Source organism: Pseudomonas sp. R19M, from assembly GCF_050312585.1.
GTDB classification, from domain to species: Bacteria; Pseudomonadota; Gammaproteobacteria; order Pseudomonadales; family Pseudomonadaceae; genus Aquipseudomonas; species Aquipseudomonas palleroniana.
On sequence record NZ_JBNPJV010000089.1, the window covers coordinates 46121 to 60056 of the forward strand.

Sequence of the window (13936 nt, forward strand, 5' to 3'; positions counted from 1 at the left end):
CATGCAACGCGCCCATTTTTAACTGTTCCGCTTTAGAACGGACCTCATCACTGCTTTAGGGTCATTTATGCAAAAGTCAAAGTTTCGCAAAGTCGGCTTCGGCCTGGCGCTGGTTGTCGCGGCGGCATTGGTCATCTACACGGTGCAAGCGCCCGCCGACGCCCCGCAATACCTCACCGCGCCCGCCGAACGCGGTGATATTGAAAATGCCGTGTTGGCCACCGGCCTGTTGGAAGGGGTCAAGCAGGTCGATGTCGGCGCCCAGGTTTCCGGGCAGTTGAAGTCGCTCAAGGTCAAGGTCGGCGACAAGGTCAAGAAGGGCCAGTGGCTTGCCGAAATCGACCCGTTGATCCTGCAAAACACGCTGCGCAAAGCCCAGGTGGATGAAGAAAACCTGCAGGCCCAACGCCGGGCCACGGCGGCCCAGCTCAAGCAAGCCAAGTCGGTGTATGAACGCTACAAGGACTTGCAGAGCGACGCGTCGGTGTCGCGCCAGGATTTCGAGAACGCCGAGTCGAACTTCCAGGTGCAGCAGGCCAACCTGGTGTCCCTGGATGCGCAGATCAACAGCGCGCAGATCCAGATCGACACCGCCAAGGTCAACCTGGCCTATACGCGCATTGTCGCGCCCATCGACGGCGACGTGGTGGGGATCGTCACCCAGGAAGGCCAGACCGTGATCGCCAACCAACTGGCGCCGGTGCTGCTCAAGCTGGCGGACCTGGACACCATGACCGTCAAGGCTCAGGTGTCGGAAGCCGATGTGATTCATATCGGCAGCGGCCAGCCGGTGTATTTCACCATCCTGGGTGAGCCTGAAAAACGCTACTACGCGAAGCTGCGCGGCACGGAGCCGGCGCCGCAGAACTTCCTGGAAACCCAGGCCGCGGGCACGTCGAAGCAGAACACCGCGGTGTTCTACAACGCGTTGTTCGAGGTGCCCAACCCCGACCATCGCCTGCGCATCTCCATGACCGCGCAGGTGCGCATCGTGCTCGACACCGCCCAGGCCGCGTTGCTGGTGCCGGTGGCAGCACTCGGTGCGCGCAGCCCCGATGGCCGCTACACGCTGCGGGTACTGGATGCCAAGGGCCAGGCGGTGCCCCGTGAGGTGAAGACCGGTATCAACAACAACGTCAAGGCGCAGATCCTCGAGGGCCTGGCTGAGGGCGATAAAGTCGTGATCGGCGATGCAACCCCTGCCGTGGCAGGGAGCTGACGCATGGCTCAGCCGCTGTTGGAGCTCAAGGGCATCACTCGCAGTTTCATGGCCGGCGAGCGTGAGTTCGTTGCGCTCAAGGGCATCGATCTGACGATCCAGGCCGGGGAAATGGTCGCGATCATCGGCGCCTCGGGGTCGGGCAAATCCACGCTGATGAACATCCTCGGTGGGCTTGATTACGCCACGGCCGGCAGCTACAAGATCAACGGCATCGAAACCCGCTCCCTGGGGGATGAGCAACTGGCGGAGCTGCGTCGGGATTATTTTGGTTTCATCTTCCAGCGCTACCACTTGCTGGCGCATTTGAGTGCCTTGCACAACGTGGAAATGCCGGCGATCTACGCCGGTACGCCGCAAACCGCACGGCACAGCCGCGCTCGGGAGTTGCTGGCGCGCCTGGGGCTGTCGGGGCACATCAGCCATCGACCGAACCAGTTGTCCGGCGGGCAACAGCAACGGGTGAGTATTGCGCGGGCCTTGATGAACGGCGGCGAAGTGATTCTCGCCGACGAGCCCACCGGGGCACTCGATTCCCATAGCGGTAAAGAGGTGATGCGTATCCTCACTGAGCTGCACGCCGCCGGGCATACGGTGATCATCGTCACCCATGACCCCAAGGTGGCGGCGAATGCCCAGCGTATCGTCGAGGTGTGCGACGGCGAAATCGTCAGAGACCAGGCCAACGAACGTGTCGGCCTGGACTTGCCCAGCGAAGCGCCCATCGAACCCAGACGCAGCGGCGCACGACGCTTGGTGGCAAGCCTGGGGCTGTTCAAGGAAGCGTTCAACATGGCCTGGGTTGCGCTGATTTCCCATCGCATGCGGACTTTGTTGACCATGCTCGGGATCGTCATCGGCATTACGTCGGTGGTGTCGATCTCGGCGATCGGCGAGGGTGCCAAACGCTATGTCCTCAAGGACATCCAGGCGATCGGCAGCAACACCATCGATATCTTCTCCGGTACCAGTTTTGGTGACAGCCGCGCATCGGCCATCGAGACCTTGATGCCGTCGGATGTGGAGGCGTTGAACCAGCTGTATTACGTCGACAGTGCCACGCCGGTGGTGGGCCGCAACCTGTTGCTGCGCTTTGGCAACATCGACGTGGATGCGCAGGTCAATGGCGTGAGTGAGCGCTATTTCAAGGTCAAGGGCTTGAAGCTCGAAGCCGGGATTGCCTTCAGCGAAAATGATGCGCGACGCCAGGCGCAAGTGGTGGTCATCGACCACAACACGCGTCAGCGTTTGTTCGGGCCGAATATTGACCCGCTGGGCCAGGTGATCCTGGTGGGCAAGCTGCCGTGTACGGTGATCGGGGTTACCGCCGACAATAAAAACATGTTCGCCGCCAGCAAAGCGCTGAATGTGTGGGTGCCTTATGAAACGGCGGCGGGCCGCGTGTTGGGCCAGCGCCACCTGGACAGCATCACTGTGCGCATCAAGGATGGCCAGCCGAGCAAGGTGGTCGAAGACAACGTCAATAAACTCATGCTGCAACGTCACGGCACCAAGGACTTCTTCACCAACAACCTCGACAGCATCATGCAGACGGTGCAAAAAACCAGCCGTTCCCTGGCGTTGCTGTTGTCGCTGATCGCCGTCATTTCGTTATTGGTGGGGGGGATCGGCGTGATGAACATCATGCTGGTGTCCGTCACCGAGCGTACCCGCGAGATCGGTATCCGCATGGCCGTGGGCGCACGGCAGTCGGATATCCGCCAGCAGTTTCTGGTGGAGGCGGTGATGGTGTGCCTGATCGGTGGGGTGATCGGGATTTCGCTGTCCTACGCGATCGGCTATCTGTTTTCGCTGTTCGTGAAGGAGTGGGAGATGGTGTTCTCCCTGGGCTCGATCATCACCGCGTTTGCCTGTTCGACGCTGATCGGCATTGTGTTCGGCTTCGTACCGGCGCGAAATGCGGCGCGACTGGACCCGATCGAAGCACTGGCCCGCGACTGATTGTGCCTCTCACTCATGTGGCGAGGGAGCTTGCTCCCGCTGGGCCGCGAAGCGGCCCCGGCTTTTGGTTTGAAAAGACTGGGCCTGCTACGCAGTCCAGCGGGAGCAAGCTCCCTCGCCACAAGTTAGTCGTCGTCCGTTCTATCGATTAACCGACAGGCATCAGGGTTTGCCCGCCCTGTTTATTCTGGGAGCGGTACATCGTCGGTGGCGTACATCCATCGCAACAATGAGTGCCGTCCACTGATCCCCAGCTTGATCGCCGCCCGCTTCAGGTAGCTCTCGATGGTGTTGACCTTCAGCGCCAATTGTTCCGCCAGTTCGCGCGCGGTGCGCCCGGCCAGCAGGCCGACACAGACTTCCAGCTCACGCTTGGACAGCTTCAGCCCCGCTTGCACCAGGCGCTCCTGGATGCGTTGACGCAAGGCTTCGAGGCCCTGGTTATCCGTTAGCGGCGGCTCGCCGTCCTGGCGGCAGGGATGTATCGCCGTGATGTGTTTTTCCACCATCGGCAGCAGCAGGGTGGAAAAATCCCGCAGCAGGCTGCGTTCTTGCGGCGAAAAGTTTTCGGATTGCTGGCCGCGATACACCGACAGCACGTAACGCACATTGTCCTTGCAATGCGTCAGGTGCAACTGGGCGGCAGGTTGCTCGGGGTCCAGGGTCACCACCGAATCGGTGTAGACCGGGTTGATCTCACGGTGGGCGTGCCCGGTGCAACTGACCTGCAACTGCTTGATATGGCTGGCGTCCACTGCCAGTTGGGTACGGATAAGGTCATGCAGCAAGCGTGGGAAATGGCGACTGCCAGTGCTGGCGATGACCTTGCCTATCTGTGGGAACAGGTGTGAGTTCATCCATTCATCCATGAATTTCAGGTGCAGATATTTGGCCTTATGCTAGTACAGCCTGACGCAGGGATGGGGATCCAATCGGTAAAAAATCAGATTAAAACGCATAACGGCGGTCGGACCAGTCCGACCACCGTTTGTGGGAAAGGATAACGCCGAGCTTGGGACTTATTTCAGGGCATGTTCGACGGTCGAGGGCCGGCGGGTCGTCTCGCGCATGCATTTGGCCAAGGCTTGTTGCACATCGGCCAACAGGTCGGCGACGTCCTCGAGCCCCACCGACAAACGCACCAGACCTTCACTGATACCGTGGTGTGCACGTTCTTCCGGGGTATAGGTGGAATGGGTCATGCTCGCGGGATGCTGGGCCAGTGATTCCGCATCGCCCAGGCTGACCGCGCGGGTAAACAGCTTGAGCGCGTTCATGAAGCGCCGACCGGTCTCAATCCCGCCCTTGAGTTCAAACGCGATCATGCCGCCGGCCATTTTCATCTGGCGCGTCGCCAATTCGTACTGTGGGAAAGAGCGTAGCCCAGGGTAAGTCACCCACTGCACGGCAGGGTGCGCCTGCAAGGCTTCGGCCACCGTCTGGGCGCTGCTGCAATGACGTTCCATGCGCAGGGCCAGGGTCTTGAGACCACGCATCAACAGCGAGGCATCCTGTGGAGACATCACTGCGCCGGTCAGGTCCTTGAGCCCTTGCAGGCGAATGCGTTGCGCCAAGGCGTGGCTGCTCACCGCCACGCCGGCGGTAATGTCGCCGTGCCCACTGAGGTATTTGGTGGCCGAATGCACGACCACGTCGGCGCCCAATTCCAGGGGCCGTTGCAGGTAGGGCGTGCAGTAGGTGTTGTCGACCACCAGCGTGACATTCGGCTGCTCATGGGCGAGTTGCGCCACGGCGGCGATGTCGACCAATTGCAGGGTCGGGTTGGCCGGGGTCTCGCAATAGATCATGCGGGTGGCAGGGGACAGTGCCGCGCGAAGGGCGGCCAGGTCGGTGAGGTCGACATGGCGCACTTTGATGCCGAACTCGCCGATGCCGTGGTGCAGCAGGGCGAAGGTGCAGCCGTAGAGCGTCCGGCTGACGATGACTTCGTCGCCCGGACGCAGCAGGGTCCAGAACGTTGCGGCAATGGCGCCCATGCCGGAGCTGAACGCAACGGCGGCCTCGCCATTCTCCAGGGTGGCCATGCGCGACTCGAGCAGAGCCAGTGTAGGGTTGGAAATACGTGTATAGAAATGGCCGTTCGCTTCACCGGCGAAGCAGGCGGCGCCATATTCGGCCGTGGGGAAGGCGAACGTGGCAGACAGGTAGATCGGCGGCACCAAAGCCCCGTGGTGGTCCTTGGGGTCATAGCCGTGGTGGATGGCGCGGGTGGAAAATCCGAAGGCAGGGTGTTTATTGTTCATCTCAAGCGCTCCTTATTTCCTACAATGCTATGCTCATAACCGCAGATGAACGTTGCCAAATTTGCCGACAATTCCCGCGTCAAGGGATGAAAAACCTATAAAAATAATGATCAGAGGCACGTTATGCCCATTAGTCTGGACCGTACCGACAAAGCCCTTTTAAACGCGTTGCAAGGCAATGCCCGCCTGACCGTCGCCGAACTGGCCGACCGGGTGGCCCTGACGACCTCGCCTTGTTGGCGACGGGTCAGAAACCTGGAAGACAGCGGTGTGATCAGCGGCTATCAGGCGATCTTGTCGCCCAAGGCGCTGGGGTATGGGGTGACGGCGTTTGTCAGCATCATGATGGAGAGCCACACCCAGGACATTGCCCGGGCGTTCGAGAAACGGCTGTTGGAAATTCCGGAAATCGTGGCGTGCCATAACGTGTCGGGGCGCTATGACTTTCTGCTGGAAGTGGTGGCCAAGGACCTGGAGTCGTTTGGCGAGTTCGCCAGGGAGGTCTTGCAGACCCTGCCCTGTGTCAAAGAGATCTATTCGAGTTTTTCCTACAAGTCGGTCAGGCCGTTGCGGGTGATCCCGTTGCCGGGTTGATCAGAGCGTTATACGCACCTCGGCACACAAACCGCCGCCCTCGCGATTGCTCAAGGTCAGTGACCCGCCAATCGCCACGGCCAATTGCTGCGCAATCGCCAGCCCCAACCCGGTGCCACCGGTGCCACGGTTGCGTGAGCTTTCCACCCGATAAAACGGCTGCATTACTTGCACCAGTTCTTCCTCGGCGATACCGGGGCCGTGGTCCAGCACCTTGAGCGAGCATTCGCCGTTGGCCGTCGAACTCACCTGCAGCTCGGCGCTGCCGGCGAATTTCAGCGCATTGTCCACCAGGTTCACCAGCACCCGGCGCAGGGCGTGGGGGCGGGTGTCCAGCAGCACCGCGCTTTTACCGCTGAGGCTGACGTTTTTATGCATGTCCTGGTAGTCAAACACCAGGCTGTCCAGGAACGCATCCAGGTCGATGCGGTGGCTGGCTTCGGTGGCGCCGTGGACGCTGCGGGCGTAGGCCACGCCTTCACGCACCAGATGTTCCATTTCCCCCAGGTCGTTCCACAGTTTGTCGCGGTCGACTGAGTCCTCCATGAACTCGGCGCGCAGCTTCATGCGGGTAATCGGTGTTTGCAGGTCATGGGAAATCGCCGCGAGGATCTGCATGCGTTCCTTGAGGTATTCGGCGATGCGCTGTTGCATTTGATTGAACGCCACCGCCGCGTGGGCCACTTCGGTGGGGCCTTTTTCGTCCAGGGGCGTGGGATGGGCGTTCGGGTCGAGGGTTTCCACGGCGCGGGCCAGGCGCGTCAGCGGGCGGATGGCCAGGCGCACGGCGATCCAGGTGCAGCCGAGCAGCAGCGCCAGTTGCAGCACCAGCACAACCGGCAACCAATAAGCGACCGGCTGGGCGGCGGGGCGCACATCAATGGTGATCGGGCTGCCGTCGGCCAAGGTCAGGTGCGCCTGGAAATGCTTGCGCAGGCCGGGCAGGTCACGAAAGGTCAGGGCATAGTGCTCACCCAGGGCGCTGGCGATCGAGGTTGCCGCCATGGGCACGTCATCGTTGCTCAGCGGTTCGCCGGTTTCGCCGGCATCGAGCAGGTAGCGGTAATTCTGCCGGTCGAGGCGTGGCAGCCAGCTTGCGCGTTCGTTGGCGGGCAAGCGGTCGAGGATAGCCACCGAGGTCGACACATCGTTTTCCAGGTTGCCGAGCATAACGGTGCGGGCGCTGATGTAGCGCTCGTAGAACTGCGCACTGAACGACAAGCCATGGGCACACAGCAGGCTGATCAAGAAGATCAGGGACAACTGCGACGCCAGCGTGCGTGGCCAACCCAACCGCCACTTCATGGCGCGGCCCCGAGAATTTCCACCGGCAGGGAAAACACATAGCCCTCGCTGCGCACGGTCTTTATGTAGGCCGGTTCGCGGGCATCATCCAGCAGGCGTTGGCGCAGGCGGCTGACCAGCAGGTCGATGGAGCGGTCGAACAGGTCCGCGTCACGGCCCTGGGTCAGGTTCAGCAACTGGTCGCGGTTGAGCACGCGCTGGGGGTGGTCGAGGAACACCCGCAGCAACCGGTATTCCGCGCCGCTCAGGGCTACCAACGTGTCGTCTTCATCCAGCAGGTGGCGGGCGGTGGTGTCCAGGCGCCAGCGGCCAAAACGAATCAAGCGTCCGGTTTCGCTGACCACCAGATTGGGCGGCAACATCCGCGTACGGCGCAACACGGCGTTGATCCGCGCCAGCAACTCACGGGCGGCGAAGGGTTTGACCAGGTAATCATCGGCGCCCATTTCCAGGCCGATGATGCGGTCGGTTTCGTCGTTGCGCGCCGTGAGCATCAGCACCGGCGTCGCCTTGTGCTTGCCCACCCGCAGCTCGCGGCACAGCAGCAGCCCGTCGTCGCCGGGCATCATGATATCCAGCACGATCAGGTCCACGGGGGTGGTGTCGAGGAAGCTGCGCATCTGGCGGCCATCGGCGACCACGGTGGTGCGCATGCCGTTTTTCTTCAGGTAATTGCCCACTAGCTCGCGGATTTCGCGGTCGTCATCGACGATCAGGATGTGATCGACATGCTCCATGCTGCGTTCCTCAAAAAATGTCAGTGCCGCGCAGTCTAGCCATTATGGGCACCGTTGCCTTGTGCCCTTTGTATTGCACTGTATCTGGCGATAAGTAGATACACGGCGACGCAAAAAACAGCCGCATGATGTTTGACGTCATGGGCACGTCGTTGCGCTTCTACCGCCTGTTCACGCGCGCACGGCCTTGAGCAACAAGCTTTCGAATAACCGTTGAACCCGTGGCTCATCGGTATGGGCCACATTGAAACGCATCGAATCGCCATTGGCCGGGTCATAACCGAACAGTGCGCCCGGTGCCAGCACCATGCTGTGTTTCAACGCCGCCTGCGCCAGTTGCTCGGCATTCACTCCCGCAGGCAGGCGCGCCCAGATGAACATCCCACCCTCATAAGCCATCGCCGGTTCGCAGCCACAGCGCTTGAGCCATTGCTCGACTCGTCCGCCGGCTTCCTGCAGGCGCTGCACCGTGCGTTTGCGGTGCCGGGCATAGCTGCCTTCGCTGAGCATGCGGTACACCACGTGCTCGAACAGTTCGGAGGTGACGCCGCCGCTCATCAATTTCATATGCGTCAGGTTGGCCGCCAGTTGCGGGGCGGCCACCACGTAGCTGACGCGGGTGTTGGCACTGAGGATTTTCGAGAAGCCTGACAGGTAAGTGACCTGGTCCAACCCGGCCAGGGCCGCCAGGCGCGGGGGAGGGTTGGGATGCAGGTCGCCGTAGAGGTCATCCTCGATGATGTGGCAGTGGTACTGCCGGGTCAGTTGCAGCAGGCGAAACGCCTGGCTGGGGCTGAAGGAGTGACCGGTGGGGTTTTGCAGCACGCTGGTGGTGAGGTACAGGCTGGGCCGGTGTTCGGCGAGCAATTGCTCGAGTGCGGTGAAGTCCAGACCGTCGGGGCGACGCTCGATCGTCACCACCTTGACCCCGTGCAGAGCCAGGTTGGCGTGGAAGTTGAAGTAGCACGGCGCGTCCAGTAGCACGGTGTCGCCGGGGCGGGCCAGCAGGCGCATGAGCATGTCCAGGCCCTGCACGGTGTTGGGGGTGGTGATGATCTGCTCCACCGGCACCACCAGGCCGTCGCTGTGCAGCTTTTGTTGCAGGGCCTGGCGCAACGGCAACAAGCCCGCCGGCGTCCCCAGCCCGGCGATCCGCAGTGAGGGCGCGCGCACCACGCTGCGCAGGGCCTGGCGGATGGCTTCGGTGTTCAACCAGTCTTCCGGCAAGTGCCCACTGCCCGGGCGCAGTTCGCTGTCGGCGTTGGCCAAGGGGCGTCGCAATACGCTGAGCAAGTCCTGGGGCAACAGATCAACCCAGGCCACCGACGCCGGCCGGGCGGTTTCCATCGCGACGAAATAGCCACGGCCCTGGCTGGACGTCAGCAGGTTGCGCCCGCGCAGGCGGTCCAACGCCTCATTCAGGGTGAACTTGCTGACGCCCAGCACCTGGGTCAATTCGCGTACCGACGGCAACTTGCTGCCGGGCGCCCACTCGCCACCTTCGATGGCCTGGCTGAACGCCTCGACGATCTGCTGAACCTTCGGCGTGCCTTCCACAAAGGCGATGGCGGATATGAACATAAACCTTCCTGGTGTTTACCGGTGATTTTACCGGTGAAGTCAGGCCGGATTAGACACCACTTTACCTGCCTTGTGCAATGACGCTGGCCTAGACTGCGCGCCAGGCGCCGCTGTTGGTCGTGGGTGTAACGCCGGCCCGGCTGGCGACGACGCCCAAATCTCTTTGCTACCCCCTCCAAGGCCCCCTGACCATGACCAGTGCGTTAACCCTGTCTTCGTTTCTCTATTTCCTGGTGTTTTGCGCCACCATGACCTTCAGCCCCGGCCCCATGACCTTGCTGCTGTTGAGCCTGGGCCTGAGGGACGGCCTGCGTCGTTCGATTCCCGCGCAGGTCGGCGCCAGTGTGGCGTACCTGATTTCGATCCTGATCTTTGCCGTGGGCTTTTCACAATTGATCAAGGGCAACGTTGTCATCACGCAGACCCTCCAGGTGGTCGGCGTGGCCTACCTGCTTTACCTGGCCTACAAACAATGGACCAGCACCGGCGGAATCATCGCTCAGGGCGGCGCCCCGGAAAGTTCGCGCAGCCTGTTCGGGAAGGGGTTGTTGACCGGGTTTTCCAACCCCAAGACGCTCATTCTGTTCAGCGCGGTGTTCCCGCAGTTTGCCGGGGCAGGGGAACACAGTTCCATGGCGGATATCGCGATCCTGGGCCTGACCTTCCTGCTGCTGCAATTTGCCAGTGGCTGCCTGTATGGCTACTTCGGCCAACGCATCAAGGGCGTGCTGGAAAACCCCAGGCATCGAGTGCTGCTACAGCGTTGCACGGCGCTGATGCTGGTGGGGGTTGCGGGGATGTTGGCACGCGGGTTTTCGCACTGAAGTATTAGCCCATAAGCGGTAGTGGCGATTTGACTCTGCCCTGATAGACTCCAGGCACTTAGCCTGGATTACACCCACACCATGCCAGCCGCCGGAGGAAAGGGACTTCCGCTCGCTTCGCGCCTATACAAATCCCGCGCATTGGGGCTGACGCTCGGCTTTGTGTGCGTGGTGTTTGCCATGTACCCGCTGCACCCGTCCGCCTGGGTCTGGGCCTGGATGCTGATCAATGCCTTTGTGTGGCCGCACCTGGCCTATCAGTGCTCGCGACGTGCGAGCAATTCGTTGCGCAGTGAGCGACGCAATCTGCTGTTCGATTCTTTTTGCGGGGGCTTCTGGGTCGGTGCGATGCACTTCAACCCATTGCCCAGCGTCACCACGCTGTCGATGATGACCATGAACAACGTCGCCATCGGCGGATCGCGTTTCATGTTCATGGGCTGGGTGGCGCAAGCGCTCGGCATTGGCGTGTCCCTGCTGTTGTTCACGCCGGCGTTCATTGCCGTGACCAGCCAGGCGCAACTCTACGCCTGCCTGCCGATCCTGACGGTGTATCCCCTGGTCCTGGGCTGGATCTGCTATCGCCAGGCCGTGACCCTGGCGCGGCACAAACGTGAACTGCTTGCCCTGAGCCGCACCGACAGCCTGTCCGGCCTGCTCAACCACGGCGCCTGGAAAGACCACCTCGAAATCGAATTTCAACGGTGCCGCCGTGGTCCGGCCGGCGCGGCGATCGCCCTGATCGATATCGATCACTTCAAGACCATCAACGACACCTACGGCCATGTGACCGGTGACATCGTGCTGCGCCAACTGAGCAAAGTGTTGCGCCAAAGCTTGCGCATCACCGACCTGGCCGGGCGTTATGGTGGCGATGAGTTCTGCGTGATCCTGCCGGGCATGCCGCTCGACCATGCCACCGAAATGATGGAGGCCCTGCGCGATCGCTTCAACGCCTTGGTGTACGCCCAGGATCCCACCTTGCGCGCCAGTTTGAGCATCGGCCTGGCGCCGTATCAACCGAGCCACGCCGATTCGCTGAGTTGGCTCAACGACGCTGACCTTGCGTTATACGAAGCCAAAAGCAGTGGGCGTAACCGCGTCAGTTCGGCCCAGGGGAGTTTGTTGCGATCAGTTTAGTGGGGTAGGGTAACGCGGCCCCTCTCAACAAAAACAAGGATCGGTTCAATGCTTTTTACTTTCCCCCGTACCCTTTTGGCCGCGACCCTGGCCTTGTCCGTCGTCGTGCCGGCCTACAGTGCCGAACCCCACAAACAGATCCAGGCGGATGCCGAACAGTCCAAGGCCCCAGCCTTGAAGTTGCTGGAGCGCCTGGTGAATATCGACTCGGGCTCAGGCTACGAGCCGGGCCTGACCCAAGTGCGCGACATTGCGGTGGATGAACTGAAACAGCTCGGTTTCAGCATTGAGTTGGTACCGGACAAAGCCGCCAACAACAGCCATGTGGTCGCCACCCTCAAGGGCACCGGCAAGGCCAGGATTTTGCTGATGGCCCATATGGATACCGTCTTCAAGGAAGGCTCGGCCGCCGAGCGCCCGTTTCACATCAAGGACGGCCGCGCCTATGGTCCCGGCGTGATGGATGACAAGGGCGGCATCGTCGCCGGTATCTATGCGCTCAAGGTCCTGAAAAACCAGGGCTTCAAGGACTACGCGCAAATCACCTTCCTGCTTGACGCCAGCGAAGAAACCGGTTCTGAAGCAGCCTCCGAGCTGATCCGCAAAACCGCCAAGGCGCACGACGTGACCTTGAACCTCGAACCCGGCCGCCCTGCGGACGGCCTGGTGGTATGGCGCAAAGGCAGCGCGACCGCCGTCGTCGAAGTCAAAGGCAAAGCCGCCCACGCCGGTGTCGCTCCGGAACTGGGCCGCAATGCGGCCATGGAAGCCGCGCACCAGATCCTGCAACTGGGCAAGTTGGGCGATGAAGAGAAGAAAACCACCATCAACTTCACCGTGCTCAAGGCCGGTGACCGCGTCAACGTGATCCCCGACCAAGCCACCGCCAAGGCCGACGTCCGCGCGGCGTTACCGGAAGAGTTTGATCGCATCGAGAAAGACCTGGCGCGAGTGTCGGCCAACAAACTGATCCCCGACACCGAAGTGACCACCAGCCTGCACCGTGGTTTGCCACCCATGCCGCAAACGCCGGAGTCGGACAAACTGGTGGCGATTGCCCAAGGCATCTACGGCGAGTTAGGCAAGACCTTGACCATTGAAGGCAGCGGCGGCGCGGCGGATGCGAGCTTGTCAGCGGGTGTGGGCACGCCGACGCTGGATGGGTTCGGGATAGTGGGCGGCAATATTCACACGCCGGAAGAGTACGCGGAGGTGGAGAGCGTAGTGCCTCGGGTTTATTTGTTGAGCCGGATGATTATGGAGCTGTCGAAGCGGTGATTGGGGTGGGGCATTATCGAGATGATGATCGCCCCCCTTTTTTTGTGGCGAGCGAGCTTGCTCGCGCTGGGCTGCACAGCAGCCCCAAAACAGACAATACCTATTCAATTGAAAACACCCGTCGCCGGACCTTGGGGCCGCTTCGCGGCCCAGCGCGAGTAAGCTCGCTCGCCACAGGAGGCGGTGTCGCGTTGCAGAGCGGTGCGGTGTTACCAAGTTGATGGGTCTTCGAGGCTGGCTTTTTGGAGGTCATCTTTCCAAGCCTCGCTGGCTAGTCGATATATGTCGGCGAAGAAGCCCCGAGGATCAGCTATTTCTGTTTCGTCCCAAGCCATTTTTGAATACGCATCTGGATCGTCCTCAAAATAAGAGTGGAAGTTAAAGTTTTCAGTGTTTAGAGCTTGGAGTAATTCTTTCATTAGTTTGTATCTATGGCGATAGGAAAGCTTGTTGTAAGGATCTAGACAGTATTTAGGTATGAGCGCTTCTCGATCTTTGTTTTTGTTGGGGTTGAAGTGGGCGAGGGCGTAGCCTTTAGTTTCCTCTCTATCGTAAATATCAAAAACTCCTACGAAATAGTAAAGGCTTGAGTCGAAAGGTATGTGTTCGGAGGAAGGGTGAAGTAGCATTCGTCGGTCCTAGATGGGGAACAGATCGATTCTGGTTTGGTATCGTTGAGGTTAAACTTGAGCTGTATAGTCAGCTTGCTGGGCTAATTCGGATTCATATCGCTCGAGGCATTTCAATAAAGTTTTCATGAACGCCCTGTTGTCCATGATTTCATCGTTGAAGTAGGTGTCGAATAGATAAAAAACGGAGTTGAAATTTTCCTCGGTCTCTAGAAAATGCCGAAGTGTGTCGATGTGCCATTGGCGCTCTTCGCGTTTATATGAAGTAAATTCCGGTTTGGTTAGTTTGTCAAATAGTTCGCAAAGTTCTGTCGCGTCATTTATGTTTTTTGAGGCGATGAAAGACTCTCTTTTTGGGTCGTCATAGTTTTCTATGCTGTAAGTGAATAGTAAGCTTTGGATT

Annotated in this window: 12 protein-coding genes; 6 read left to right on the forward strand and 6 right to left on the reverse strand. The window is 60.4% G+C overall.

Translation table 11 applies throughout. The features are described 5' to 3' along the window. Positions 1–67: 67 nt before the first annotated feature. Both macA and ACQRBT_RS20220 read left to right on the forward strand, forming a co-directional pair. Complete coding sequence (gene macA / locus ACQRBT_RS20215) at positions 68–1219, forward strand: macrolide transporter subunit MacA (protein ID WP_412047286.1); 1152 nt, start codon at positions 68–70, stop codon at positions 1217–1219. 3 nt (positions 1220–1222) lie between these two features. After that, positions 1223–3181 carry a MacB family efflux pump subunit gene (locus tag ACQRBT_RS20220; RefSeq protein WP_412047287.1) on the forward strand — a complete coding sequence of 653 codons (1959 nt, stop codon included), beginning with the start codon at positions 1223–1225 and terminating at the stop codon, positions 3179–3181. Between the two features lie 182 nt (positions 3182–3363). Here the strand turns inward: ACQRBT_RS20220 and ACQRBT_RS20225 are convergent, their stop codons facing one another. Both ACQRBT_RS20225 and ACQRBT_RS20230 read right to left on the reverse strand, forming a co-directional pair. After that, a complete protein-coding gene (locus ACQRBT_RS20225) occupies positions 3364–4038 on the reverse strand; it encodes a helix-turn-helix transcriptional regulator (protein ID WP_244383253.1) in 675 nt (224 codons plus the stop codon). Positions 4039–4200: 162 nt separating this feature from the next. Further along, entirely contained in the window at positions 4201–5445 is a 1245-nt protein-coding gene (locus ACQRBT_RS20230) for a methionine gamma-lyase (RefSeq protein WP_090370368.1), read from the reverse strand. A 123-nt stretch (positions 5446–5568) separates the two neighbouring features. Here ACQRBT_RS20230 and ACQRBT_RS20235 point away from each other — a divergent pair, with 123 nt between their 5' ends. After that, complete coding sequence (locus tag ACQRBT_RS20235) at positions 5569–6039, forward strand: Lrp/AsnC family transcriptional regulator (protein WP_412047288.1); 471 nt, start codon at positions 5569–5571, stop codon at positions 6037–6039. Here ACQRBT_RS20235 and ACQRBT_RS20240 read toward each other — a convergent pair whose 3' ends face one another. The 3 genes from ACQRBT_RS20240 to ACQRBT_RS20250 all read right to left on the reverse strand — a co-directional run bounded on the left by ACQRBT_RS20240 (position 6040) and on the right by ACQRBT_RS20250 (position 9662). Continuing rightward, a complete protein-coding gene (locus ACQRBT_RS20240; protein ID WP_412047289.1) occupies positions 6040–7344 on the reverse strand; it encodes an ATP-binding protein in 1305 nt (434 codons plus the stop codon). It abuts the gene before it with no gap. Beyond that, the gene (locus ACQRBT_RS20245; protein WP_060755575.1) at positions 7341–8081 is read right to left on the reverse strand and encodes a response regulator; all 741 of its coding nucleotides are present in this window, start codon (positions 8079–8081) and stop codon (positions 7341–7343) included. The genes ACQRBT_RS20240 and ACQRBT_RS20245 overlap by 4 nt, the downstream gene beginning before the upstream one ends. A gap of 171 nt (positions 8082–8252) precedes the next feature. Next, positions 8253–9662, reverse strand: coding sequence for a PLP-dependent aminotransferase family protein (locus tag ACQRBT_RS20250; protein ID WP_412047290.1), 1410 nt, complete (start codon positions 9660–9662; stop codon positions 8253–8255). A gap of 191 nt (positions 9663–9853) precedes the next feature. Here ACQRBT_RS20250 and ACQRBT_RS20255 point away from each other — a divergent pair, with 191 nt between their 5' ends. From ACQRBT_RS20255 to ACQRBT_RS20265, 3 genes are all read left to right on the forward strand, one after another. Continuing rightward, complete coding sequence (locus tag ACQRBT_RS20255) at positions 9854–10486, forward strand: LysE family translocator (protein WP_090370374.1); 633 nt, start codon at positions 9854–9856, stop codon at positions 10484–10486. Positions 10487–10567: 81 nt separating this feature from the next. Further along, a complete protein-coding gene (locus ACQRBT_RS20260; RefSeq protein WP_205345056.1) occupies positions 10568–11626 on the forward strand; it encodes a diguanylate cyclase in 1059 nt (352 codons plus the stop codon). A 48-nt stretch (positions 11627–11674) separates the two neighbouring features. Then, positions 11675–12904 (forward strand): M20/M25/M40 family metallo-hydrolase, encoded by a 1230-nt coding sequence (locus ACQRBT_RS20265; protein WP_412047291.1) that lies wholly within the window; start codon positions 11675–11677, stop codon positions 12902–12904. Between the two features lie 209 nt (positions 12905–13113). Here ACQRBT_RS20265 and ACQRBT_RS20270 read toward each other — a convergent pair whose 3' ends face one another. Next, positions 13114–13533: a hypothetical protein gene (locus ACQRBT_RS20270; RefSeq protein WP_412047292.1), complete on the reverse strand. Its 420-nt coding sequence runs from the start codon at positions 13531–13533 to the stop codon at positions 13114–13116. Between the last annotated feature and the right edge of the window lie 403 nt (positions 13534–13936).